This is a genomic window from Corallococcus sp. EGB (assembly GCF_019968905.1).
Lineage (GTDB): Bacteria > Myxococcota > Myxococcia > Myxococcales > Myxococcaceae > Corallococcus.
In genome coordinates, this window is sequence record NZ_CP079946.1 from 5451535 (window position 1) to 5477682 (window position 26148).

16 protein-coding genes are annotated in these 26148 nt (G+C 71.2%); 12 read left to right on the top strand and 4 right to left on the bottom strand.

The genetic code is table 11. The annotated features are described in order from the left end of the window. The first annotated feature begins 2 nt into the window (after positions 1-2). The 6 genes from KYK13_RS22525 to KYK13_RS22550 all read left to right on the top strand — a co-directional run bounded on the left by KYK13_RS22525 (position 3) and on the right by KYK13_RS22550 (position 8792). Positions 3-413: a c-type cytochrome gene (locus KYK13_RS22525; protein WP_223632951.1), complete on the top strand. Its 411-nt coding sequence runs from the start codon at positions 3-5 to the stop codon at positions 411-413. Beyond that, positions 410-4636, top strand: a complete 4227-nt coding sequence (locus KYK13_RS22530; RefSeq protein ID WP_223632956.1) for a DUF4114 domain-containing protein — start codon at positions 410-412, stop codon at positions 4634-4636. Before KYK13_RS22525 ends, KYK13_RS22530 begins: the two co-directional genes overlap by 4 nt. Further along, positions 4633-5154, top strand: a complete 522-nt coding sequence (locus KYK13_RS22535) for a pilus assembly protein (protein WP_223632959.1) — start codon at positions 4633-4635, stop codon at positions 5152-5154. The genes KYK13_RS22530 and KYK13_RS22535 overlap by 4 nt, the downstream gene beginning before the upstream one ends. Further along, the gene (locus KYK13_RS22540; RefSeq protein WP_223632962.1) at positions 5151-6341 is read left to right on the top strand and encodes a prepilin-type N-terminal cleavage/methylation domain-containing protein; all 1191 of its coding nucleotides are present in this window, start codon (positions 5151-5153) and stop codon (positions 6339-6341) included. The genes KYK13_RS22535 and KYK13_RS22540 overlap by 4 nt, the downstream gene beginning before the upstream one ends. Next, complete coding sequence (locus KYK13_RS22545) at positions 6338-7018, top strand: Tfp pilus assembly protein FimT/FimU (RefSeq protein ID WP_223632965.1); 681 nt, start codon at positions 6338-6340, stop codon at positions 7016-7018. Before KYK13_RS22540 ends, KYK13_RS22545 begins: the two co-directional genes overlap by 4 nt. A gap of 184 nt (positions 7019-7202) precedes the next feature. Then, a complete protein-coding gene (locus tag KYK13_RS22550; protein ID WP_223632967.1) occupies positions 7203-8792 on the top strand; it encodes an MBL fold metallo-hydrolase in 1590 nt (529 codons plus the stop codon). Positions 8793-8849: 57 nt separating this feature from the next. On the opposite strand, the gene KYK13_RS22555 is transcribed toward KYK13_RS22550, so the two are convergent. Both KYK13_RS22555 and KYK13_RS22560 read right to left on the bottom strand, forming a co-directional pair. Beyond that, positions 8850-11264: a PAS domain-containing sensor histidine kinase gene (locus tag KYK13_RS22555; protein WP_223632970.1), complete on the bottom strand. Its 2415-nt coding sequence runs from the start codon at positions 11262-11264 to the stop codon at positions 8850-8852. A 1-nt stretch (position 11265) separates the two neighbouring features. Then, positions 11266-11697: a response regulator gene (locus tag KYK13_RS22560; protein WP_223632971.1), complete on the bottom strand. Its 432-nt coding sequence runs from the start codon at positions 11695-11697 to the stop codon at positions 11266-11268. A gap of 229 nt (positions 11698-11926) precedes the next feature. On the opposite strand from KYK13_RS22560, the gene KYK13_RS22565 reads away from it, so the two are divergent. Together KYK13_RS22565 and KYK13_RS22570 are read left to right on the top strand one after the other, a co-directional pair. Continuing rightward, positions 11927-12697, top strand: coding sequence for an ATP-binding protein (locus tag KYK13_RS22565; RefSeq protein WP_223632974.1), 771 nt, complete (start codon positions 11927-11929; stop codon positions 12695-12697). Then, positions 12694-15237, top strand: a complete 2544-nt coding sequence (locus KYK13_RS22570) for a response regulator (protein ID WP_223632976.1) — start codon at positions 12694-12696, stop codon at positions 15235-15237. The genes KYK13_RS22565 and KYK13_RS22570 overlap by 4 nt, the downstream gene beginning before the upstream one ends. Before the next feature lie 50 nt (positions 15238-15287). Here KYK13_RS22570 and katG read toward each other — a convergent pair whose 3' ends face one another. After that, on the bottom strand, positions 15288-17480 hold the full coding sequence (katG, locus tag KYK13_RS22575; RefSeq protein WP_255653962.1) for a catalase/peroxidase HPI: 2193 nt from the start codon (positions 17478-17480) through the stop codon (positions 15288-15290). Positions 17481-17623: 143 nt separating this feature from the next. After that, the gene (locus KYK13_RS22580) at positions 17624-19309 is read right to left on the bottom strand and encodes a protease pro-enzyme activation domain-containing protein (protein WP_223632979.1); all 1686 of its coding nucleotides are present in this window, start codon (positions 19307-19309) and stop codon (positions 17624-17626) included. Between the two features lie 94 nt (positions 19310-19403). Here KYK13_RS22580 and KYK13_RS22585 point away from each other — a divergent pair, with 94 nt between their 5' ends. From KYK13_RS22585 to KYK13_RS22600, 4 genes are read left to right on the top strand one after another with little or no spacing between them, the layout of a single operon-like run. Beyond that, positions 19404-21590: a TOMM precursor leader peptide-binding protein gene (locus KYK13_RS22585; RefSeq protein WP_223632981.1), complete on the top strand. Its 2187-nt coding sequence runs from the start codon at positions 19404-19406 to the stop codon at positions 21588-21590. A gap of 3 nt (positions 21591-21593) precedes the next feature. Then, positions 21594-23546, top strand: coding sequence for a radical SAM protein (locus tag KYK13_RS22590; protein ID WP_223632983.1), 1953 nt, complete (start codon positions 21594-21596; stop codon positions 23544-23546). 3 nt (positions 23547-23549) lie between these two features. Next, positions 23550-24707, top strand: a complete 1158-nt coding sequence (locus tag KYK13_RS22595; protein ID WP_223632998.1) for an amidohydrolase family protein — start codon at positions 23550-23552, stop codon at positions 24705-24707. Between the two features lie 10 nt (positions 24708-24717). Continuing rightward, positions 24718-26118: a SagB family peptide dehydrogenase gene (locus tag KYK13_RS22600; protein WP_223633001.1), complete on the top strand. Its 1401-nt coding sequence runs from the start codon at positions 24718-24720 to the stop codon at positions 26116-26118. The last annotated feature ends 30 nt before the right edge of the window (positions 26119-26148 follow it).

Sequence of the window (26148 nt, forward strand, 5' to 3'; positions counted from 1 at the left end):
CCATGCGTGTCCACCTGCTCCCCGCGCTGCTCCTCCTCGCCCCGCTCGCTTCCGCGGAGGACCGCGGCGAGGTCCTCTTCAATCAGGCCTGCTCCCGCTGTCACGTCGCCCGCGTGCCGACGAAGGCCGAGCCCACCTCCGGCCTCATCGCCGCGTCCAGGGGCAACGGCCCCAACCTGGGTGAGCTGATGCAACGCCGCACCTACGCCCAGGTCCGCACGTGGATCCAGGGCCCGCATCGCATCCGGCCCGACACGGGCTGTGACACGCGCATGCTCGCGCCCTCCGACCTGGACACGCTCATGTCCTTCCTCGCCACTGCCTCCCAGCCCCCCGAACCTCCACGCAAGGAGCGGTTGCGCCAGGAGCTGGAGCAGCAGCTGGCCGAGCGCCGCGCGAAGGAGACGCGATGAAGCCCGCCCTCCGTTACGCCGCCGTCTCCGCGCTCCTGCTGGTGCCCCTGCTCACCCAGGCCCAGGGGCTCAGCCAGCTCTGCCAGGACGTGCTCAACCAGGACAAGCAGCCCAACTTCCAGGCCAGCGGGTTCGACACGAACCAGTCCGTCAACATCACCACGGAGAACCCGCCCCGGCTCCAGCTCAACACCAACCTCACGGTGCTGGACCCCGAGCACATCTACTTCCCGTTCGATCAACACGTCACCATCAGCTACGTCTACGAGTCGGCCGGTGCGTCGCACGCGCTCGGCTACATGTACCTGGACGATGTGAAGGCGCGCGGCTACGCGGACGCCAACGGGAACCTCGTCGACAGCAACGGCAATGGCATCCTCGACTTGCACGAGGACCTCTTCAACCTGGCGCCCACCAGCGGCGCCAAGGCCCGTCCCTATATCGGGCCGTACACCTCGGCGGGCGTGCCCAACCGCCGCTGCAACGTCTCCTTCACCTCCGGCGGCTTCACCTACAACCAGCCCGAACTGGCGATGAACGGCAGCTGCGCGTCCACCTTCAGCTCGCAGCAGTCCGTGAAGGACGCGCGGCCGGGACAGACGGGCAACACCATCAAGGTGGACCTCGTGGGCACCACCATGGGCGGCGCCCCCACCTCGCCCGCGTTCTCCGACCGCGGCGTCTTCGACTACATCCCCAACCTGTTGGAGCCCGCGGATCCCCGCAACAACAAGATGGGCCTGGGGAAGATGGTCTTCCTCCTGTCCGATGACGACACGGACCTGACCGTCTTCAACAACCTCGCCCCGGTCGCGGACTCGAGCGCCACCGCCGACGGCGTCCCCGACTACGACGTCTCCAAGTACGACGCCAACGGCCTGCAGCGCGCCACCAACCCGGATCCGGGCATCACCACCTACGACCGCACCGTGGACCTGGGACAGATTGAAGGCGGCAAGGAGGTCGTCTTCTTCCTCGTCGTCTTCTACGACGCGACCCACAACCCGACGTCCACGAGCGGCGGCACCGTCTACCCGTGCCTGCGCAAGGACTCGGACGACAAGTGCTCGCTCCACCTGCGCACGTCCATCTCCGTCTTCTTCTCCAAGTCGGCGTGGAACCTGGACCAGAACTCCGTGGGCGGCACCATGACGGCCGAGCGCAACATCGGGTGCAGCTACAACGCGAACTGCAACCCGAGCAGCCCCACCACGGCCAACGGCGCCTGCGCCGTGTCCGGCAGCAAGGAGCTGCTGTGCGGCTGGCTGGAGGGCCCCAAGACCAACGTCAACTCCACGCTGGGCCGGTTGAACACGGCGGCCTACGGCAACCTCGACATGCCCATGGAGAAGGAGTCCATCCCCCGGCCCGCCAACAACCGCATGGCCCACGTCATCATGGGCGCGCCGAGCACCGACCCGTTCCGATGGATCTTGGGGTTCGAGGACCTCAACGGCGGCGGTGACCGCGACTTCAACGACGTCGTGTTCATGATCAACAAGGAGAATGGCGGTGGCGTCCGCTCGGGCACCGTGTCCGGCGACATCTCCCCGAGCGTCGCCGAGGACTTCACCATCACCAAGGTCCGCTTCCGCCGGCAGGATGACAGCGCGCCCGCGCCGCGGACGTGCAGCGGCGGCGCCCCGTGCTGGTCGGAGGAGATCCCCGGCGCGTGCCGGCCCGCCGGCGGACCGCTGCCCACCATCCGCTACGCCGTGGCGGTGGACTGCCGCATCTGCAGCAACGGAACCTGCACGCGCAACCCCACCCCCACCTGGTACCCCGTGGAGTTCCCCAACACCTCGCCTCCGACGCAGGAGGTGGAGCTGGACATGCTGGCGCTGGGCTTCACCGGCTCGCAGCTGTGCTGGAAGGCGGACATCACCAGCCCGAACGAGCGGTGCCGTCCCATCATCGACAACGTCGACGTGGGCTACCAGGCCGTGCGCGCCGGCACCTACGCGCGCGCGTCTCCGTCCACGGTGGGCAACGCCATCGTCTGGGGCGCGAACGAGACGCCGGGACGTGGCTGGGGCCAGGGCTGGACCGCGCCCAGCTACACCGGCATGCCCCCAGCCACCACGCGCGCGTATGACGGCACCACGGACCTGTCCGTGCGCGGGCACATCTACTTCCGCTCGCTTTACGACCCGGAGGCCCCCAACAAGACGAACGTCGTCGAGCGCTGGAACGCAGGCCGCGTCATGGCGGTCGCGCTGACCAGGGGCCGCGACCCCAGCACCCGCAGCCTCTTCACGATGGACAGCGCGGGTGCACGCACGGACATCGGGACGGCCGCCGCCAACAGCGCGTCCACCAGCCCGCTCTTCCCCGACTCGCTCTGCGACACGGTGGTCAACGGCCGCTACGTCTTCGACCTGAACAACGACGGCATCTGCGGCACGCCCACGCACCCGTTCAAGCAGATCACGGACGACACCAACGACCGCGCCTTCCTGCGCGACTGGCTGTATGGCTGGGAGAACCGGAACGCGCCCGGCCGGTCGAGCGTGCGGCGCGCCTGGCCCGTGGGCGGCATCAACCTGTCCACCGTGGCACTGGCCGTGCCGCCGTTCCTCGACGGCTGGTACCAGAACGCCCGCGTCGTCGAGCGCGACCAGTACCGCAAGAACTTCATGGAGCCGCTGAAGGACCGCCGCACCCTCGCCTACGTCGGCACGGTGAGCGGTTACCTGCACGCGTTCGACGCGGGGGCGTACCGCACCGGCGCGAAGGATGGCTGCCTCGCCCAGGACCAGCAGCGCGGCTACTTCGCGCCCAAGTCGTGCACGGGAAACCCGGCGCCGCGCGACTACGGCACCGGCGAGGAGCAGTTCGCCTACCTGCCGAAGCTCCTGCTGGACCGCTACGTCAACCGCTACGCGCGCTTCCTCGGGTCGGGCAACCTGCCCCGCCCGCAGGTGGATGCGTCGCCCACCATCGCGAACGTGGACTTCGGCGTACCCGGCAAGCCCGCGTGGACGTTGTCCAGCACGGCCTCGAAGACGCAGGGCGCGAAGACGGTCCTCGTGTCCGCCACGGGCAAGGGAAGCCCGGCGGTGTTCGCGCTCGACATCACCCGGCCGGACCTGCCCGCGCAGTTCCCCCTGCCCCTCTGGGAGTTCAGCCTGGGGGACAGCGCCGTGCAGCAGGCCTTCACGGACGCGCGCAACGCGGACAAGTCCACGCCCAAGAAGGTGAAGCTGCCGGATGACTCCGGCTCGCGCCACGCGCCCAGCGTGGTGCGGCTGGCGTGGGGCTCCAAGAGCAACGCCGTCTGGACCGCCGTCGTCGGCACGGACTACGTCCCCAGCTCGGGCCGGGCGGGCACGCTCTACCTGCTGGACATGAAGACGGGCCGTCCGCTGGACCTGGGCACCACCACCGCGGGCCGCATGGCGGGCGTCATCACCCTGGATGACGGCTCGGGCATCGCCGGCGAGTCCGCGCTGGTGGACCTGGATCAGGACGGCACCTACGAGGTCCTCTACGTCCCCACCACCTCCGGCCGCGTCTACCGCATCAACCTGGAGCAGGTGGACACGAGCTCCCCGCTGGGCGCCAAGGTGAGCCGGTGCCGCGTGGCGGACGCGCCGGTGGACGTGTCGTTGAGCAGCAGCGCGGCGAAGGGACAGGACCAGAGCTACCAGCAGCTCTACTCCAACCTGGCGGTGAAGGTGGCGGACGCCTCCACCGGCCCGGTGGTGCGCTTCTACTTCGGCACGGCGGACAACCCGGACGAGACCTCCGACGGGCCGGCGGACAACACCAGCTACCGCTACCACCTGCTCGGCTACGAGGATCCGGATCCCACGGGCAGCAAGGGCTGCGCGGCGCTGACGCCGCTCTGGGTGAAGCCGCTGGACGCGGGCCAGGCGGTGTGGGGCGGCGTCTCGCTGTCGCAGGACCAGGTCTACGCCACCACGGCGGTGGGCAAGGCCGCGGACATCTGCGGCCTGAGCAGCACGGTGAGCGGGCGCTTCTACGCCGTGGGCCAGCTCAACACCGGAACGGCGGCGCCCACGATGAAGAGCGCGGCCCTCCAGGGCCAGGGCGTCAGCGCGCCGGTGGTGCATGACGAGCACCTCTTCGTGCTCACCGCGGACGGAAAGATGCTGATGGTGGGCAACGACAGCTGGAACAACGACACCGGAAGCACCGCGGCCACGCGCTCGCGGGTCCTCTTCTGGGAGCCCGTGCCGGAAGGGCGGTTGCCGAAATGAAGACCCGAACGCTCGCGGCCCGCCGCGGTGTCGCGCTGCTGGAAGCGATGGTCGCGTCGGTGGTGCTCGTCCTCGGGCTGATGGCGGCCATGGCGATGATCCTGCAGACGAACCGCGCCAACCGCCGGACCCTCACCGACACGCAGGCGCAGACGCTCGCGGAGCAGTCGCTGGAGAACATCGTCTCCATGGGCTGCACGCGCTCACCGCCGTGCGGCAACATCGCCGCGCTGGACGGCACGCGCTCCACGGTGTGGCAGACCGCCGCCGGGGCGGTGCTGACGTCGAAGCCCGTGGCGCCCGTCGTCGCGCGCGAATACGAAGTCTCGGTGGACGTGGACGGCTCCGTGCAGGCGAGCCTCAACGAGAACGGCGCCGTCGGGGTGCCGGCCGTGAACCGCTCCCTCCGGGGGAAGGGCCCCGGGAACCTCGTCAACGTGAGGGTCAGCGTCAGCTGGGCGGATCCCGCCCGGACCGGACGCCAGGTGGTGGTCCTCCAGACGCGGATGGCGCCATGAGACGCAGGACTTCACTCCAGCGGGGCTTCACGTTGGTGGAGCTGATGGTCGGCGCCGCGGTGTCCCTGGCGCTGATCGCCTTGGCCCTGGGCGCCAGCGTGCAGTTGCAGCAGCGCTCGGCGCAGGAACAGCAGACGATGCTGGCGCAGGCCAACGGGCGCGCCCTCAAGGAGTTCCTCGTCTCCGAACTGCTCCGCGTCGGCGCGGGCATGGGGAACGCGACGATGGTCTTCTCCCAGGGAGACACGCGCCAGGGCCTCACCGTGTGGACGGCGCCGGATTTGTCGGTGGGCCGGCCGCCCCTCCTCGCCGCGGATCCGGGCTTCAAGCTTCCGCCCGCGAGCGGCCCCTACGCGGGCATGGCCTCGGACGCGCTCCAGCTGTGGTGGGGCGACAGCCGGGGCCTCATCGAGTTGGATGACTGCCCGGGCGGCAAGGCCTACCGGGTGCGCGAGGGCGGCGCGGAGCGCTTCTGCACGGCGCCCTCGCCTCCCACGGAGCTGCAGCCTGTCGCGGGGCAGACCACGCCCGCGTTCCTGGTCAACGCCAGCCAGGCGCTGGCCTGCCACGTGGAGCTGCGGCAGGTGCAGGCCGGGGCCAGGGAGGTCTCCGCCTTCGCGGGCACGGGGACGCTGCGAACCCAGACCGGTCCCTGCGTGGACGCGCAGGACGCCGTGTGGGAACGCACGGGGTGGCTGCTGATGCGGGCCCAGGGCTCGGCATACCGGGTGAACTGGGCCTCGGGCGATCCCGTCCTCGAATACCTCGCTCCGGGGGCCACGACGTGGACCCCGGTGAGCCGCGACGTGGAGCGGCTGAAGGTCCGTCAGGGGCTCATCGACCTGTCCCAGCCGCAGCTGCCCCTGCGCTGGTTCCCGGACGCGGCGGCCGGCAGGCCCGGGCTGGATGCCTGCACGCGAGGCCAGGCGCCGTGCGCGGTGGACGCCGGGCCCGCGGACGCTCCCGAGGCGGCCCCTACGTCCGACGCGGAGCTGCTGCGGCTCCTCCAGGAGCGAGTCCGGTCCGTCGAGGTGACGCTCGTGGTGCGTTCGCCCCGGCGCGATCAGGCCTCCGTCCAGGCGGGCGAGACCGATGAAGACGGCTTTCCGCGGGATGGCTATCGCCGTCGCACCCTCACCTTCCGGGTCAGCCTCCGCAACCCGGCCATCGCGGGACGGGTGCCATGAAGGGGCCCCGTGACTCGCACGAGGCTCCGATGAACGGCGCGCGCGGGATGACGTTGCTGGAGTTGATGGCGGTGCTGGCCGTGTTCGCCCTGATGACGACGCTGTCGGTGGCGGGCATGCGCGGCAACCTGGAGCGCCGGCGCGAGAGCGGTGCCTCGCGCGAGCTGGAGTCCGCGGCGCTGGAAGCGCGCCAGCGGGCCCAGGCCACCAACCAGCCCATCCGCTTCGTCGTGGACGCGAACGCGCGGCAGGCGAATGGAACGACAGGCAGCGTGGCCCGCTGGGAGCGGCCGGTGTGTGACAACACCTGGGACAGCGACTCCTGCCCGGCCACGCGCTGCCTGACGAAGACGTGCCGCCAGGACCCGTCGTGCTGCGACGAGACGGGCGACGACATCCCACTCCCCCCGTCGATGAATGCCTCCCAGGTGAGCGGGCTGTGCTTCCTGCCCGCGTCGGGACGGGCCGTGCGCGCCGAGGGGGACCTGAGCTGCCTGCGCACGAGCCGCGGGCTTCCTGACGCGCTCGCGGCGGCCACGCCCGGGACGCTGAAGCTCACCTATTCGTCAGGGCGCGTGCCCACGCTGTTCCGGGTCGAGGGACTGACGGGCATGGTGAGCGTGCTCGACTGCGACGCGCCGTCCGCGAGCGCCTACGCGGGCAAGGGGTGCCCGTAGCCGGTCTGCTGCCCGCTTCCGTGCCTCCCCCGGAAGTCGGCACCTTGAGTTCAGGCGCGGAATCATCAACATTGGCGGTTCACGCGTGCTTCCGGGATTGCCCGGGAGCCTGCCTGCTCACACTGGCAGCAACATCTCCCCGCGCCGGCCTCACGGTTCCGGCGGACGCCTTCGCGAGAACTCCATGCTCGACCGCCCGATGTACCTGAAGCCCGATGTCGCCATCGAGCCGCTGTTCAACCAGTGGTACGTCTGGTGGTACCTCATCTCCCCCGCCACCGCGCCGCTGTTCATCTCCCGCCTGCACCTGAAGCTGATGCAGTCGTTCGTGGCGAACCCGGACGTGCACGTGGCCGCGCTCCAGAACCCGGCGCTGATGGGCGGCCCCTTCATCAACCACCCCGTGTCGCGCGTGAACGAGGTGAAGGCGCTGCTCGACCGCACCACCCGCGAGCAGGCGGACATGCTGGCCTACACCAAGGCCGTGTCGGACCTGGAGCAGCTGCTGGCCAGCGCCAAGGGTGAATCCCTGGAGCCGCTCTACGCCAAGGTGCCGGACATCCTCCGCGGCTACGTGGAGCTGCACTACGACCTGGCCCACCGCGCCAACGCCCGCATCATGGAGCCGCTGCTCTACCGCAGCAGCTTCTACAAGGAGTCGTCGCAGAGCATCTCGCTGATGCGCGTAGGCGGTGACGCCCGCAAGTACGTCTTCAGCACCCCGCGCCTGGAGGGCGATTCGCCCCTCTGGCTCCAGGTGCCCTACCGCCACGAGGGCATCGACGCGCTCTTCCGCATGCGCCACACGCCGGGCAGCCCCGGGCAGGTGGCGGAGATGCTGGGCGTGCCTTCTTCCGCCGCGGAGGCGTTCGCGGACCTCTTCACGGAACAGGCCCCGCGCAAGCACGAGCCGTACACCGGCTCCGGCGTGCGCGTGCGCTACTTCGGCCACGCGTGCGTGCTGATGGAGACGCGCGAGGTGTCCGTCCTCACCGACCCCGTCATCAGCTACGAGCACCCCACCGCGCAGGGCCGCTACACCCATGCGGACCTGCCGGAGAAAATTGACTACGTCCTCATCACCCACGGCCACGCGGACCACCTGATGATGGAGACGCTGCTGCAGCTGCGCCACCGCATCGGGACCATCGTGGTGCCCCGCTCGAACGCGTACTCGCTGGCGGACCCCTCGCTGCGCCTGGTGCTGGAGAAGACGGGCTTCCGCAACGTCGTGGAGATCGACGACCTGCAGGAGATCCAGATCCCCGGCGGGTCGCTGATGGGCATCCCCTTCATCGGCGAGCACAGCGACCTGGCGGTGCAGGCGAAGACGGCGCACCTGGTGCGGCTTGCGGGCCGTTCCCTGCTGATGGCCGCGGACTCCAACGCGCTGGAGCCGCGCATGTACCAGCACCTCACGGAGCTGGTGGGCCCGCTGGACGCGCTCTACCTGGGCATGGAGTGCGAGGGCGGCCCGATGAGCTGGATGTACGGCCCGCTGCTCACCCAGCCGCTGCCTCGCAAGATGGACCAGTCCCGGCGGCTCAACGGCTCCGACAGCGCCCGCGCGACGGAGATCCTCAACCACCTGAGTCCCAAGGAGGTCTTCATCTACGCCATGGGCCAGGAGCCCTGGCTGCGCCACGTGATGGTGCTCCAGTACGACGAGTCCGCGCCCCAGATGATCGAGTCGAACAAGTTCATCGACGTCTGCAAGGGCCGCGGAATCCCCGCCGCGCGCCCCTTCCTGAGCATGGAGCGCATCCTGGAGTAGTCCGCCCGCTCCCGGTGGCGCCCCCTCCCCGGAGGCAGGGCGCCCCGGGGAGGCGCGTCACGCCTTGGGCCAGGTGAAGCGGAACGCCGCTCCCTCGCCCGGCACGGAGTCCACCCAGGCGCGGCCGCCGCGGGTCTCGACGATCTTCCGCACCACGGACAGCCCGATGCCGGTGCCCTCGACCTTGTCGCGGCTCTCCAGCGTCTGGAAGATGCCCCAGATGCGCTCGTGGAACTCCGGCGCGATGCCCGGGCCGTTGTCGGCGACGGTGAACTCGTACTGCTCGCCCGCGTCGCGCCACGTCACCTGGATGCGCGGATCCGGCCGGTGCAGCCGGGTGAACTTGAGGGCGTTCGCGATGAGGTTCAGGAACACCTGCTGCAACTTCACGCGCTCGGCGCTCACCGTGGGCCCGCCCGGCTGCACCTTCACCTCCACTTCGGGCGGCGGGGCCAGCAGCTCCACCACCTCCTTGAGGAGGGCGCCGGTGTCCACCGCGGTCGGCTCGCTCAGCTTGCCCGCGCGGGCATAGGTGAGGATGCCGTCGATCAGCGCCTCCATGCGGTGCACGCGGCCGTGCAGCAGCGTGATGAACTCGCGCGCCTCGCCGGTGAGGTGGGTGCCCAGCTCCTCCTTGAGCCACTCCGCCAGGTTGGCGATGCCCCGCAGCGGCGCCTTGAGGTCGTGGGAGGCCACGTAGGCGAATTGATCCAGCTCGCGGTTGGACTGCTCCAGCGCCTGGGTGAGCCGCACCAGCTCCCGCATCCGCTCCTCCGCCTGCTGGCGGGCCCGCACCATGTCGGTGACCTCCACCGCGTGGGTCATCACGCCGAAGGTGGCCCCGTCCTCGTCGGTGAGCGGCTGGTAGACGAAGTTGAAGTACGTGTCGTCCACCCGGCCGAAGCGCTCGACCCGCACGGGCACCTCGTTCCCGACGACGGCCTGCTTCGTGGCGTACACCTGATCATAGAGTTCGAAGAGCCCCTGCCCCGCCAGGTCCGGGAAGGCGTCCGGGATCGTCTTCCCCACCAGGGGCCGGTTGCCCGTCACCTGCGCATAGCCCGGGTTGACGACCTGGATGACGTGCTGGGGCCCGCGGGCCACCATGATGGCGGCGGGCGCCTGCATGAAGACCTGCGTCAGCCGGTTGCGCTCCAGCTCCAGCTGCTGCTCCAGGCGGTGCTGCTGGGTGATGTCCCGCAGGGTGAGCACCACGCCCAGATGGACGCGGGCGTCGGTGTACACCGGGACGGCGCTGCCCTGGACGCGCAGCTTGTGGCCATCAGGCGTGCGGATGATCCACACCTCGTTGAGGACGCGCTCCCCCCGCCCCGCCCGCGCCGAGGGCAGCTCGTCGGCGGAGAGCGGCGTGCCGTCCACCCGCTCCTGCCGGAAGCCCTGGGTGTCGAAGGTCTCCCCCTCGCCCAGCCCCGGGTAGAGGGTCCGGGCCATCTCGTTGAGGAAGCTGACCCGGCCCGCCGGGTCGAACGTGAGCACCGCGTCCGCGATGTGGCCCAGCATCGCGGCGCGCTCGGCGGCGAGCGCCTCGATGCTCCTGCGGGCCAGCACCTGCTCCGTGGTCTCCACCGCGTGCGCCATGATGCCGAACACGCTGCCGCTCGCGTCCTTGAGGGGCTGGTAGACGAAGTCCACGTAGACGTCCTCCACGACGCCGGTGCCCTTGCGGTCCAGCCGGACCAGCGCGTCGTGCGCGATGTACGGCTGGCCGCTCGTCCTCACGGAGTCGAGCAGCTCCCGGAAGCCCTGATCCGCGATCTCGGGCAGGGCCTCCGTCACCGGCTTGCCCAGCAGGTCCCGGTTGCCCGTCAGCTGCTGGTACAGCGGGTTGGACACGCTGAAGCGGTGGTCCGGCCCCTCCAGCACGGCGATGATGGCCGGAGCCTGCATGAAGACCTCGTACAGGCGCTCGCGCTCCGCCCGCGCCTCCGCCAGCGCGCGGTCGCGCTCCTTGCGCGCGCGGACCTCCCGGGTCACGTCGAAGATGGAGACGAAGACGCCGCCCACGGCGCCCGTCTCGTCGCGGACCGGGCTGTAGCAGAGCGTGAGGTAGAACTCCTCCGGGTGGCCGTGCGGCTCGAGCGGGTACATCCGCTCCTCGAACGTGACCGTCTCCCCGTTGAAGATGCGCGGGTAGATGGCCTCGTTGATGTGCCACACCTCCGGCCAGCACTCCTTGTTGCCCTGCCCCAGGCCCCCAGGGTGCTTGCGGCCCATGAGCAGCCGGTACCCATCGTTGTAGAACTGGTAGAGCTCCGGTCCCCACAGGACGATGAGCGGGAACTGGGAGCCCAGCACCATGCTCACCGCGGTCTTCAGGCTCTGGGGCCAGGCGTCCACGGGCCCCAGCGGGTGCGTGCTCCAGTCCTTCGCCCGGCACAGCGCGCCCAGCTCTCCGCCGTTGGCGAAGACCCGCTCGGCCGCGTCGGCTCCCGGCTTCCACTGCACGGTCATGTCAGGGCATCTCCACGAGGGTCCAGTACTTGTTGAGCGTGGCCATGACCTCCACGAAGTTGATGAAGGTGACGGGCTTGAGCAGGTAGCCGGCGACGTTCAGGTTGTACGCGTCGATCTTGTCGCGCTCGTCCGCGGACGTGGTGAGCACCACCACGGAGATGGTCCGCAGCTCCGGATCCGCGCGCAGCACGCGCAGGAACTCGATGCCGTTCATCTTCGGGAGGTTCAAGTCCAGCAGCACCAGCCGGCGCCCCTCGGGCACCGCGCCGTTGCGCAGCATCTCCAGGCCCTCCAGGCCGTTGGTGGCCACGTAGAGCGGGTTGGCAATGTGGTTCTTCTGGAAGGCGCGGCGGACGTTCATCACGTCCACTTCGTCGTCTTCCACCAGCAGGATGTGCAGCGTCCGGTCGCCGGCGGTAGCGGTGGTCATCTCAAGCCTTTCGAGCCTGCGCGGCATCCAGACCCAAGAGGAGCCCGAGCACGCTGGCATCTAGCGTTCGCTTTCGGGCGGATATCAGGCACCTTGGGGCGACTGTCCGCTTTGTGACGCGATTCCCCGCACGCCCGCCCGGGAGGCCGCCTGGGGAGTGTCGTCTGCTCATCACTCCGCGCCCGCGGGTTGAGGGCCCGCGCGCGGGGACGGTATGGCGAAAGGCCCTGTGCGCCGTTCCCCTCCCAAGGATGACTCCCAGAAGACCCAGCAAGAGCTCATCGAGGAGCTCCAGGGCCTGCGCAGGGCCCTGCGGCAGAACAGCGCCGACCTGGAGCAGTTCAGCTACGTGGCCAGTCACGACCTCCGGGCTCCGCTGCGGGGCATCTCCAACCTGTCCCAGTGGCTGGAGGAGGACCTGGGGCCACAGCTGCCCCAGGCGACGCGCAGGCAGATGGAGCTCTTGCGAGGGCGCGTGCAGCGGATGGAGGCGATGCTGGATGGCCTCCTGGACTACAGCCGGGCGGGCCGCGTCCGCGACAAGCCGGAGCCGGTGCGGGTGGACCGGCTGATCCACGAGACGCTGGAGCGGCTGTCCCCGCGTCCGTCCGCTCGGCTGGAGGTCGGCTCCGGGATGCCGGAGCTCGTCACGGAGCGCTCCGCGTTGCAGCAGGTCTTCCACCACCTGCTCTCGAACGCGCTGAAGCACGCGGGCCGCGAGGACGTGCGGATCCGCGTGGAGGTGGAGGCCACGCCCGCTGCCCATCGCTTCTCCATCGCGGATGACGGCCAGGGGATCTCCCCCCGCTACCACGAGAAGATCTGGAACCCGTTCCAGACGCTCGTCTCGCGCGACAAGGTGGAGGGCGCCGGCATGGGCCTGTGTGTCGTCAGGAAGCTCGTGGAGGCTCGCGGCGGCCAGGCCTGGGTCGAGTCGGCCGAAGGCGCAGGCGCCACGTTCCACTTCACCTGGCCCGTGTCAGAGGAACGCCTCACGTGAGTCTCCCCCCTGCCTCCACCTCCTCCGTGGAAGTCGCCCCCGTGGCGGAGCACCTCCGGCTGCTGCTCGTGGATGACGACGAGGTCGACCGGCTCCGGGTCCAGCGGCTCCTGGGCGCGACGGGACTCTCGGTGGACGTGGTGGAGGCCACGAGCGGGAGCGAGGCGCTGGAGCACCTGAAGGCGCGCGCCTTCGACGTCATCCTCCTGGACTTCTTCCTGCCGGGGGAGGACGGGTTCTGGGTGCTGCGCGAGCTGGGCAGCCGGGGCTCGCACGCCCCCATCGTCGTCCTCACCGGACAGGGCAGTGAGCAGACGGCCGTCGCGCTGATGAAGGCGGGCGCGTCCGACTACATCGCCAAGGGTCAGCTGTCCGCGGAGCGGCTGGAGCAGAGCCTGCGCCAGGCGATGCGGCTGCACCTGGCGGAGCAGCGGCACCGGGCGCTCGCGGAGGCCCTGCCGCAGATTGTCTGGACGTCGGGCCCGGACGGGCGCCCCGACTACTTCAACCGGCGCTGGTACGACTACACCGGCCTGCCCCCCGCGCCTTCACTGGAGGAGCGCGGGAGCACCGCCCCCCTGCTCCCGCGGGACGTCATCCACGCCGACGACGTGGCGGGCTGTCTGGGCAAGTGGAACGAGACCCGCCATGCGGGGGCGGCGTTCGAGTGCGAGGGCCGCATCCGGCGTCACGCGGACGGCGCGTGGCGCTGGCACCTCATCCAGGCCGTGCCGCTGCGCAACGCGCATGGCCGCATCCTCCAGTGGCTGGGCACCTGCACCGACATCGATGATCAGAAGCGCGCCGCGGAGACGCTGAGCTTCCTGGCGGAGGCGAGCACCATGCTCACCGCCTCGCTGGAGATGTCCGTCACGCTCGAGCGGCTCGCCGCGCTGATCCTCCCGCGGCTGGGCGACTGGTGCGCCGTCTACCTCCAGGAGGACGACGGCCCCGTGCGCCAGGTGATGGCGGCCCACGCCGACCCCACCCGGGTGCCCCTGCTGCGAGAACAGCACCGCGCCTTTCCTCCGTCCGCCGCCGCCCGCCACGGCGTCGCGCGGGTGCTGCGCACGGGCGCGCCGGAGCTGGTGCCCGAGCTCACCGACGCCGTCCTCCAGGAGGCGCTGGGCCCGGCGGGGGACGACGAGCGGATCCGCCCGGGGTCGTGGATCATCGTCCCGCTGTGGGCGCAGCGCCGCGTCTTCGGCGCGCTGATGGTCTGCGCCGCCCGTGCCGGCCTGCGCTACGGCGCGCGGGACCTGGAGCTCGTGCAGGAGCTGGCGCGGCGGGCGGAGATCGCCATCGACAACGCGCGGCTGTTCGAAATGGCCAAGGCGGAACACCTGGTCGCCGAGCAGGCCAACCGCGCCAAGGACGAGTTCCTGGCCGCGGTCTCCCACGAGCTGCGCACCCCGCTGATGGCGATGCTGGGGTGGACGCGGATGCTGCGCACGGGCCAGCTGGGGCCGGAGAAGACCGCCCGCGCCCTGGCGGCGGTGGAGCGCAACACGCAGGTGCAGACGCAGCTCATCGAGGACCTGCTCGACGTGTCGCGGATCATCACCGGCAAGATGCGGCTGGAGATCCGCCCGGTGGACCCCGCCGCCTTCATCGAGGCGGCGCTGGATTCGGTGCGGCACGCGGCCGAGGCGAAGGGCGTCACGCTCTCCGCCGAGCTGCTCCCAGGCTCCGGCTCCATCCATGGCGACGCGGACCGGCTGCAGCAGATGGTCTGGAACCTGCTCTCCAACGCCATCAAGTTCACGCCCCGGGGCGGCCAGGTCACCGTGCGCCTGCGGTGGGTGGAGGGCCACGTCCTCATCGAGGTCCAGGACACGGGCCAGGGCATCCCCCGGGCGCACCTGGGGCAGATCTTCGAGCGCTTCTGGCAGGTCGACGGCAGCTCTACCCGGAAGCATGGCGGCCTGGGACTGGGGCTGGCCATCGTGCGGCACCTCACGGAGCTGCACGGGGGCACCATCGAGGCGCTGAGCGAGGGCGAGGGACATGGCGCCCTCTTCCGGTTGACGCTGCCGCTGTCGGTCGCGGCCTCGTCGCGGGGAAGCCCTCCCGTCGCCCAGTCCCAGGCGCGGCAGGAGGCGCCATCGCTCGCGCAGGAGGTGCTGAAGGGGCTGCAGGTGCTGGTGGTGGACGACGAGGCCGACGCGCTCGAGCTGCTCTCCGTCGTGCTGGAGAGCCGCGGCGCCCAGGTCCACACGGCCTCCAGCGCCCGCGAAGCCCTGGAGAAGCACCAGCTCCACCGCCCGCACGTCATCCTCTCCGACATCGGCATGCCTGGAGAGGACGGCTACTCCTTCATCCGCAGGCTGCGTGCCCTTCCGCTGGAACAGGGAGGCCAGACACCGGCCGTCGCGCTCACCGCCTTCGCGCGGATGGAGGACCGCACCCGGGCGCTGCTCGCCGGCTTCCAGATGCACGTTCCCAAGCCCATCGAGCCGGCGGAGCTGATCATCGTCCTGGCCTCGCTCACCGGGCGGTACCCGCGGGTGGTGGACTCGGCGTTCCAGGCCGTCCGCTAGAAGGACCGGGCAGGCGCCGGCGGGGGTGCCGCCGGCGCCTCATGCCGCGCTCAGATCGTCTTCCTGCCCGGCAGGTCGAAGCGATCCGCGTTCATCACCTTGGTCCAGGCGTCGACGAAGTCCTGCACGAAGTGCGCGGTGCCGTCGCTGGCCGCGTAGACCTCCGCCAGCGCGCGCAGCTGCGAGTTGGAGCCGAAGACGAGGTCGGCTACGGTCGCCGTCCAGCGCAGGTCACCCGTGGCGCGGTCGCGGCCTTCGAACACGTTCGACGTCTTCTCCGAGCGCTTCCACGCGGTGCGCATGTCGAGCAGGTTGACGAAGAAGTCCGGCGTCAGCTGGCCCGGGCGCTTCGTGAACACCCCGTGCGGCGTGTGGCCGTGGTTGACGTCCAGCACGCGCAGCCCGCCCACGAGCGCCGTCATCTCCGGCGCGGTGAGCGTGAGCAGGCTCGCGCGGTCGATGAGCGCCGCGGCGGTCGTCGCCTCGGCGCCCGCCCGGACGTAGTTGCGGAACCCGTCCGCCGCGGGCTCCAGGACCAGGAACGATTCGACGTCCGTCTGCTCCTGCGACGCGTCCATGCGGCCCGGCGTGAAGGGCACGGTGATCTTGTGACCGGCGGCGCGCGCGGCGGCTTCGATGCCCGCGCTGCCGCCCAGCACGATCAGGTCCGCCAGCGACACCCGCTTGCCGCCGCGCTGCGCGCCGTTGAACTTCTGCCGGATGGCTTCGAGCTTGGAGAGCACCTTCGCGAGCTCCGAGGGCTCATTGGCCTCCCAGTCCTTCTGCGGCGCCAGGCGGATGCGCGCGCCGTTCGCGCCGCCGCGCATGTCGCTCCCCCGGAACGTCGACGCCGAGGCCCAGGCCGTCTTGATCAGCTGCTGGATCGACAGGCCGGAGCCGAGCAGCTCGGCCTTGAGCGCGTCGATGTCCGTGGCGTCGATCAGCGGGTGGTCGACGGCCGGAATCGGGTCCTGCCAGAGCAGCTCCTCCTTGGGCACCAGCGGGCCCAGGTAGCGGGACCTGGGACCCATGTCGCGGTGGGTGAGCTTGAACCAGGCGCGCGCGAAGGCGTCCGCGAACTTCGCCGGGTTGGCCATGTAGTCGCGGGAGATGCGCTCATAGATGAGGTCGAAGCGCAGCGCCAGGTCAGCGGTGGTCATCATCGGCGCGTGGCGCTTCCCGGGCACGTGCGCGTCCGGCACGGTGCCGGCGCCGGTGTTGCCCACGGGCTTCCACTGGTGCGCGCCTGCGGGGCTCCGGGTCAGCTCCCACTCATAGCCGAACAGCACCTCGAAGTAGGTCATGTCCCACTTCGTCGGCGTGGGCGTCCACGCGCCCTCCAGGCCGCTCGTGGTGGCGTGCTCGCCGACGCCGCTCTCGTAGGTGCTCTTCCAACCCAGCCCCAGCTCCTCGATGTTCGCGCCCTCGGGCTCCGCGCCCACGTGGTGCACCGGACCTGCGCCGTGGCATTTGCCGAAGGTGTGGCCGCCCGCGACGAGCGCGACGGTCTCCTCGTCGTTCATCGCCATGCGCGCGAACGTCTCGCGGATGTCGCGCGCGGAGCCGACGGGGTCGGGCTTGCCGTTCGGGCCTTCGGGGTTGACGTAGATGAGGCCCATCTGCACGGCCGCCAGGGGGTGTGCCAGCTCGCGCTCGCCGCTGTAGCGCTCGTCGCCCAGCCAGGTGGACTCCGGCCCCCAGTCCGTGGTGTGCGGCTCCCAGATGTCCTCGCGGCCGCCGCCGAAGCCGAACGTCTTCAGGCCCATGGACTCCAGCGCCACGTTGCCCGAGAGGATCATCAGGTCCGCCCACGACAGCTTGCGGCCGTACTTCTGCTTGATGGGCCACAGCAGGCGGCGCGCCTTGTCCAGGTTCCCGTTGTCAGGCCAGCTGTTGAGGGGCGCGAAGCGCTGCTCACCCGAGCGCGCGCCGCCGCGCCCGTCGAAGATGCGATAGGTGCCCGCCGCGTGCCACGCCATGCGGATGAAGAACGGGCCGTAGTGCCCGTAGTCCGCCGGCCACCAGTCCTGCGAGTCCGTCATCAACGCGTGCAGGTCCTTCACCACCGCGTTGAGGTCGAGCGTCTGGAACTCCGCCGCGTAGTTGAAGTCCTCGACCATCGGATCCGACAGCGAGGAATGCTGGTGCAGCATCGCGAGGTTGAGCTGCTCCGGCCACCACTGCGCGTTCGTGCGCGCGCGGCGGGGTCCGTGCGCGACAGGGCACTTCGCTTCGTCGTTCATGCGGGTCTCCTCTGCGGCTGGCGCGCGGGTTCGTAGCGCGCCGCCGCGACCGCCGGGGGCCGCGTGGCCGCAGAGGCCCGGGAGGCGTTCGCTACCGGACCCACTCCCCACGGCCCGCGTGGGAGACCGTTACGTGGTGGGCATCAATGCTTGCGGCGCAGGAGCTTGCGCAGGCCCGCGAGCAGCGCCTCGCCGTCGGGCGTGCCCAGGCCCGTGCACGCGTTCCACAGCGTCTCCTCGCTGGCGAAGTACGCGCCGTTGCCGCCCTGGGTGATGCGCCGGACGACGGCCTCCCCCTCGGTGACGAGCGTGTACAGCCGGGGGTTGAGGAAGCCCACGCGCTCCCCCAGCGCCTCGTTGAGGCGGACGATGAGCGCGGCCCACATGGGCGCGGCGGCGCTCGTGCCCGCGGCCACGCCCTGCTGGCCCTTGAAGACGATTTGATAGCCGGTGTGCAGGTCCGCGTTCGCCGCGACGTCCGGCACGCCACGGCCGGTGCTCCGCGAGACGTCGAACGCGCCGTTCTTCCATGATGACCTCACCAGGTCCGGCACGCCCATGCCCTGCTGGTACAACGGCAGCGCGTTCATGGTGCTGACCCCGCCGCTGCTCGCCCCCGCGGCCGTGGACATGCGCCCCAGAAGGCCCATGGACATCGCCTCGCCCAGGCGGTTCCACACGCGCTCGTGGTGGAGGACGTCGCCCACCGCCTCCAGCGTCGTGCCGCCGCAGCCCAGCACCAGCGCGCTCGCGGCGGGGTAGCTCGTCGCGGCCAGGGTGATGGCGCCCGTGGGCGACACGGCATTCACCGGCACCTGCGAGCCCAGGTCGCCGGACGCGGCGCACACGGTGATGCCCAGCAGCGCGGCCTCGACGAAGAGCCGCTCGAAGACCCCCTCCTCGCCCTGCTGGATGAGCGACCCTTCGTAGAAGGACCAGCTGGTGGTCAGCACCGACGGCCGGTTCTCCCGGTCGCTGAGGGCCTCCGCCAGCACGCGGTGGTAGTCGCGCAGCGAGTAGTCCTTCGAGCCCGCGTTGTAGACGACGACGCGCGCGGCCGGACACACCGCGGCCACCAGCTCCACGTCCATGGTGACCTCCGCGTCGGAGGCGGTGTGGAGGATCCCCACCTTGTTCGGCCCCACGTTCACCACCGGCGCCGTGCGCTTCACCCCCGCGGACTTCAGGGACGCCTCCAGGTCCGACGGCCTGTAGCCACCCGCCAGCTCGATGACGCCCACGCACTGGCCTTCGCCCTGGTTCTGGGGGTAGCGGTAGAGGCTGGCCACCTGCGGCGCCGTGTACGAGCGCAACCCGACCTGCTTCGCCGCCTCGCGAGGGATGGGCAGGGACGCCGCGTTGTGGGTGACGAGCGGCCGGGTGTCCAGGCCCAGCACCCACTCCACCACACCCCGCAGCGCGCGCGGCAGGGTCACCGGCTTCGTGTGGCTCAGGTAGGACGTCCGCCCCTGGGTGAAGCGCCGCAGGTCCACGCCGAAGGCCTTGCACATCGCGGCCGCGGCCCCCTGGAGCGTGACGCAGCCCCGGTCACGCCGCTCGGAGGTGATGGTCAGGCGGTGGGACTTCGCGAAGCGCCGCACGGCGGCCAGGTGCTTGGGGGGCGTGCCGTACTTCGCCTCGAACTCCTCGTGGGTGAGGGGGCGGCGCGGGGGGTTCGCGCACAACTCCTCCACGGTGGGCAGCGGCGCCCCATGTCGCAGCACCAGGGTCACCTCCACGAGGCCGGTGGCGGCGCGGCTCCGGAGCGGGAGGTGGAGAGACGCCGGAGACACACGCGCGCTCTGCGCCAGGGGGATGCGAGGGGCCATGCGCGGCGTTCTACCACGCGCGGCCCGGGCGCCCGGAAGGCGGGCCGGGTCATATCCATGGACGCGGGCCCCGGTTAGGCTCGCCCGCCTGCCCATGGACCGAGTCCTCCGCATCAAGCCCCACCTGCGCGCCGAGGTGCTCGACTCGCGACGCGTCTTCCTCGTCGGGGAGCGCGCCCAGTTCCTGCTCGAGGGCGAGCTGCACGCGAGCATCGTGCCCCTCCTGGATGGCGAGCGCACCGTGGCGAGCGTCATCGCCGCGCTGGCGGGGCGGGCCTCCGCGCCGGAGGTGCTCTACGCGCTGTCGCTCCTGGAAGAGCGCGGGCACGTGGAGGAGGCGCATGACGTCTTCGACGCCAGCGTCGCCGGATTCTGGGAGTCGCTGGGAGTGGGCGCTTCCACCGCGGCCGGGCGGCTGTTGGACATGTCCGTCGCCGTGCGCGCGGTGGCAGGCGAGGACGCGGAGCGGCTGTCGGAGGCGCTGCGCGACGCCGGCCTGGACGTGCGCGACGACGCCGAGCGCCACGTGCTGCTGGTGGACGACTACCTGTCGCAGGAGGCGCTCGCGCTGGCGCGCGAGTCCCGGGGCGCCGGCGCCGCGTTCCTCCCGCTGAAGGTGTCCGGCACCACGTGTCATGCGGGGCCGGTGGTGGGCCCCGAGCGCGCCTGCTGGACGTGCCTCACCGCGCGGCTGCTGGACAACCGTCCCATCGAGAAGTACCTCGCGCGAAAGGGCATTCCCCCGAGCGCCATCCGCCCGCCACGCACGGGCCTGCCCACCACCGCGCAGGCGGGACTGTCCCTCGCGGCGACGCTCGTGGCCCGCTGGGTGGTGGACGGGCCCCAGGCCGCGGGACAGACGCGGCTGTGGACGCTGGACTTCGCCACCTGGAAGCTGCAGTCGCACGCGGTGACGCGGCGTCCGCAGTGTCCGGACTGCGGAGACCCGCATTGGATGGACGCGCGCGCGAAGGCGCCCCTGGAGCTGACCTCACGTCCCAAGCGCTTCACGGACGACGGCGGCCACCGCATCCTCACGCCCGAGGAGACCTGGGAGCGCCACCGCCACCTCATCAGCCCGGTGACGGGCGTGGTGAGCGACCTGCGCGCGGTGCCGGGCGACGCACCGCTGGGCCACATCCAGTCCGCGGTCTTCCGCGTGTGCCCGTGGACGGACGCGCCGGCCTCCGACGACTTCCACCGCGTGGCCAGCGGCAAGGGCCGCACGGAGGCCCAGGCCCGCGCGGGCGCGCTGTGCGAGGCCTTGGAGCGCTACAGCGCGGTGTTCCAGGGCGACGAGCCGCGCGTCCACGCGACGGCCTCACACCTGGGCGTCCAGGCCGTGCACCCGGACGCGCTCCAGCACTTCAGCGCCGCGCAGTTCCAGGCCCGGTCCGAAGGCGCGGGCCGCCGCGACATGCGCACCGCGGTGCCGCGTCCGTACGCGGATCAACCCATGGACTGGAGCCCCGCGTGGTCGCTCACGCATGGCGTCTCCCGGTACGTGCCCACGGCGTTCGCGTACCTCTTCGCGCCCACGCCCGCGGACGGGCCGTTCTGCTTCTTCAACTCCAACGGGAACGCGGCGGGCAACTGCGTGGAGGAGGCCATCCTCCAGGGCTTCCTGGAGCTGGTGGAGCGCGATGCGGTGGCGCTCTGGTGGTACAACCGCCTGCGCCGCCCGCGCGTGGAGCTGCGCTCCTTCGACGAGCCCTGGTTCACGTCCGTGGAGGCGCATTACCGGTCGCTGGGCCTCCGGTTGTCGGTGTTGGACCTGACGCATGACCTGGGCATTCCGGTGTTCGCCGCGCTCGCGTGGTCGCCGGAGCGCGGGCGGGCCTGGGCCGGGTGCGGCTGCCACTTCGACGCGAAGCTCGCCGTGCAGCGCGCGCTCACGGAGGTGGCCCAGTGCTACGACCCGAAGGACCTGACCCCGTCGCCCTGGGACTCCCGGGCGCATGACGACACCCACTGGCTCTTCCCCGACGACACGGTCCCCGCGCGCGTTCGCGCCGACTTCCCGCGCGTATGGCACGACGACCTGCGGGACGACGTGCACGAGTGCGTGGCCCGGGCCGAGCGCGTGGGGCTGGAGACGCTGGTGCTGGAGCAATCACGGCCGGACGTGGGCGTATCCGCGGTGAAGGTCATCGTCCCGGGGCTGAGGCACTTCTGGCCCCGGCTGGGGCCTGGCCGGCTGTATGACGTCCCCGTGCGGATGGGGTGGCTGAAGGCCCCGAAGACCGAGGCGCAGCTCAACCCCGTGCCCTTCTACTTCTGAGCGATGGCACCGCTTCCCGAACCCAAGCCCCGCGTCCTGCTGATCCAATGCGGCCCCGACCGGCGCCACGTGGACCGCGAGACCGAGGACTTCGACCCCGAGCGCGGCCTGGTGAAGCGCGCGACGATGACGCCGCTGGCCTGCGCGACGCTCGCGGCGCTCACGCCGGACCGCTTCACGGTGGACATCTGGGACGAGGAGCTGCACGGACAGCTGCGCGCGGACACCGAGCTGCCGGACTACGACATCGTCGGCGTGTCGGTCATGTACTCCGCGCTCACGTACCAGGCGCGCTTCCTGGGCGGCCATTTCCGGGACCGGGGCGCCACCGTGGTCGCGGGGGGCCCCGCCGTCTCCGCCGCGCCGGAGGACTACCGGGGCTTCTTCGACGCCCTCTTCGTCAACGAGGCCGAGCGCACCTGGCCGCGCTTCCTCGCGGACTGGCTGAGCGGTGAGTACGCGCCCGAGTACCGGCAGCTGGACAAGCCGTCGTTGAGCGAAAGCCCCCTGCCCCGCTGGGACGCCGTCGCGGTGGACCTCCCGCGCTACGCGTGGGGCTCCGTGCAGACGACGCGCGGCTGTCCCTTCGACTGCTCCTTCTGCGACGTCATCTACCTGTACGGCCGCAAGCAGCGGCACAAGCCGGTGGAGCGCGTCCTGGACGAGGTGCGCGCCCACGCGGCGCTCGGGGCGGAGGGCGTCTTCTTCGCGGACGACGAGTTCATCGGGGACGCGGCGTACGCGAAGCAGGTGCTCGCGGGGCTGGTGCCCCTCAACCGCGCCCTGCCCCGCCCGCTGCGCTTCTTCACCCAGGTGACGATGAACCTGAGCCGCGACGCCGCGCTCCTGGAAGGCATGGCGGACGCGAACTTCTACACCGTCGTCCTGGGCATCGAGTCCTTCGACCCCGCCGCGCTCAAGGAGGCGCAGAAGCACCAGAACGTGCGCGCGGACCTGGTGGGAGACCTGCTGCGCATCCAGGCTCACGGCATCGGGCCCCGGGGCAGCTTCATCGTCGGGTTCGACCACGACACGCCCGCGGTGTTCGACTCGCTGCACGCGAACATCCAGCGCACGCACCTGCCCTGGGTGGTGGTCGCGCCCCTCCAGGCCCCCCGTGGCACGAAGCTGTGGACGCGGCTGCGCGCGGAGGGCCGGCTCGCCACGCCCCGCAAGGCGCACGCGAAGGACCGGGGCGCCATCGTGCTCAACGTGATGCCCCTGGGCATGACGCGGCCCCAGCTGCTCGAAGGCTTCCGGGACCTGGTGGAGCGGCTGTCCTCCTGGGACGCCGCCTGCGAGCGCATCCGCGGCTTCATCTCCGGCATCCAGCGCCCGCCCCAGGTGCGGGAAGTCCCCTGGCCGGAGGCCGTCACCGACCGCTTCCTGCGCGAAGCCACCGCCGCCTGGGCCCTGACTCCACCGGAGCGCCAGGCCCTGGGAGACACGCTCGCGCAGGTGCGCCGCACCGCCCCGGCGATGGTGCCGCGCGCGGTGTTCTTCCTCGCGCGCAACCAGAACGAGCGCCGCCGGCACGAGCGCCTCTTCACGGACTTCGACGCGGTGCTCGCCGCCGAGCGACAGGGCGACCTCGTCCCGGACTCGCAGCCCGTCTACGTCCCTCCCGGCTTCGCCGCGGCGATGCGCGACGTGTTCCCGGACCTCTTCGTGCGCCTGAGCCGCGACCTGCCGGACCGCCGCGACGTGCCGGAGGCCTCGCGCGACGTGCTGGTGGACTTCGTCGCGCGCTGGGGTGAAGGCTTCCAGGTGCTCCAGCCGCAGCACCATGAATTCCTGCGCGAGCTGTGCGACCGCGAGGTGGCGGCGCGGGGCGGACGGCCGGGCACGCTGGAGGCCTCGGAGGAGCAGGCCCTGCGCACGCAGGCGCGCCGCACCGGCCTCCTGGAAGCGCTGCTCAAGGACGTGCGCGATGAACTGGCGAGCTGGGGACCCTGACGCATGCGCGACGGCCTTCGCATCTTCGACGCGGACCGGCATGTCCTGGAGCCGCTGAGCCTCTGGGCGGAGCAGTTGGAGCCCCGCCTGCGCCGCCACGCGCCCCGCCCGGGCCGCCTCCCCGACGAAACGCTGGAGGAGCGCCTGGAGCGGCTGGGCCCCCAGGGCCTCCTGCCCGTGTTGCCGCTGCCCGAGGTGGACGGCAAGCCGCTGTGGAACCACATGCCGGAGAAGGCGTGGGTGGAGTTCTCCGCGCGCTCCTACGCGCAGCTGGGGCGCAATGAACTGTTGCAGCGGCCAGACGTGTACCTGGCCCAGATGGATCGCGACGGCGTGGACATGGCGGCCCTCTTCCCCACCCATGCGCTGCTCCTGGAGGGCTTCTCCCCCCTGAAGCCCCACGTCGCCACCGCGTTCGCGTCCGTCTACAACACCTGGCTGCACGGCTTCTGCGCGCACGCCCCGGAGCGCCTGCGCGGCGTGGGGCTCATCAGCCGGCACGAACCGGAGGCCATGGTCGCGGAGGTCCGCCGCGTCGCGGGCTTCGGCTGGCGCGCCGTGATGGTGCGCCCCAACCCCATCGGCGGCCGGCTCCTGTCCGACGCCGCGTACGAGCCCTTCTGGTCCGAGTGCGAGAGACGCTCACTCGCGGTGGTGCTCCACGGCAGCGGCCACGTCTACGTGCCGTCCGCGGGCGCGGACCGCTTCGACACCCGCTTCGCCAACCACGTCTGCGCCCACCCCATGGAGCTGATGATGGGGCTGCTCGCGCTGCTCCAGGGGGGCGTGCTGGAGCGGCACCCCGCGCTGCGCATTGGCGCCATGGAGGCCGGGTGCGGCTGGCTGCCATACTGGGCGTGGCGGCTGGACGAGGAATATCGCGCTGTGGGTGCAGAGGTCTCCGCCACCATCCGACAGCTCCCTTCCTCCTACTTGCGCCAGCACTGCTTCGTTTCCGTGGAGCCGGACGAACCGTACCTGGCTGACGTGGTGCGCCACCTCCCGGAGGACCGCCTCGTCTTCGGCAGCGACTTCCCGCACCTGGACCACGGCGAGGATGTGCTGGGGTCCCTGCTGTCCTTGCGTGACGCGATGACCGAAAGTCGTCTACGAAAGGTTCTCTGGGAAAACCCGACTCGGTTCTACGGTGTGGAACCGTGAGGCCGCACGAATGAGATTGTCGCTCGCCGAAGGTGTGGCGCTGCGTTGCCCCGACGCGGAGGACGCACGCGTGGAGGGCCCTGGCCGCTCGCTGCGGTTGGGGCCGCTGGCGCCCGGCGTGCGCGCCGTCTTCGAGTCGCTGGCGGATGGAGGCATCCACGAGTCGGAGGTGCCCGCCGCCGCGGGCCGGGACACGACGCTCGCGTGGTACTGGCTGGACCTGGCCGGCGACGGGGGCCTGCTGTCGTGGACGGTGGAGGAGCGGGGCAACCTGCTGTTGACGCTGACGCCCGCGTCCGCGTCCTTCCTGCGCCACCGCGCCACGTTCGACGCCGCCCAGCCGCTGCAGCTGTCCCGCTTCGCGCACACGCGCATGGCCGAGGGCCGCGCCGTGCTGGACTGCCCCACGGTGCACGCCACCGCCGCGCTGCATGACCGGCGCGTGGTGTCGCTGCTCTTCGACATGGCCCGGCCCACGCTGCTGGCGCGGCTCAACCAGTTCAACACCGGCATCGAGTCCTTCACCCTGCGCGAGCTGGTGCGCCTGTTGGCGGAGACGGGCATCCTGGTCCCCAACGGCCTGGACGTGCCGGCGTCGGAAGAGACGCAGACGGCGCTCAAGCAGTGGGAGCCGCACGACCTGCTCTTCCACCTGCGCTCACGCGGCTGGGGCCACCAGACGCGCGCGGGGGCCACCTACCGCTTCCGGGGCGAGCTGCCCAACCCTCCCGCCCTCAAGCCCTCCATCATCCAGGAGGCGGTGGAGCTGTACCGCCCGGACATGGAGGCGCTGCGCGCCGAAGACCGCTCCTTCACGGAGGTGCTGGAGGCACGCCGCAGCCTGCGGGGCCGTGGCGCCAGTCCGCTCACCCTGCGGCAATTGGGAGAGCTGCTCTACCGGGCCGCGCGCGTGCGCGACGTGCGGACCACCCAGGACGGTGAAATCACGGACCGGCCCTACCCGGGCGCGGGCGCGGTGTACGCGCTGGAGCTGTACCCGCTGGTGGGCGAGTGCCAGGGCCTGGCCCCCGGCGCCTACCACTACGACCCGCTGGGCCACCGGCTGGAGAAGCTGAGCGGCCCCACGCCGGAGTTCCACGCGCTGATGGATGAAGCCCGCGCGCCGGCGGAGCCCTTCGAGCGGCCGGAGGTGCTGATGGTGGTGGCCGCGCGCGTGCCCCGGCTCGCGTGGAAGTACGAGACGCTGGCGTACTCGCTGGTGCTGCAGGACACGGGAGCGCTGGTGCAGACGCTCTACCTGGTGTCCACCGCGCTGGGCCTGCGGCCCTACGCGCTGGGCCGGAGCGATCCGGACTTCTTCCAGCGCGTGGCGGGCGTGGACGGCTTCGGTGAGGCCTCCGTGGGCGCCTTCGCGGTGTCGGGGGGAGACGCTCCCGCCCGGGATCGCTGAGGCGCCCCCCCGGCGCCGCTCACGCCGGCT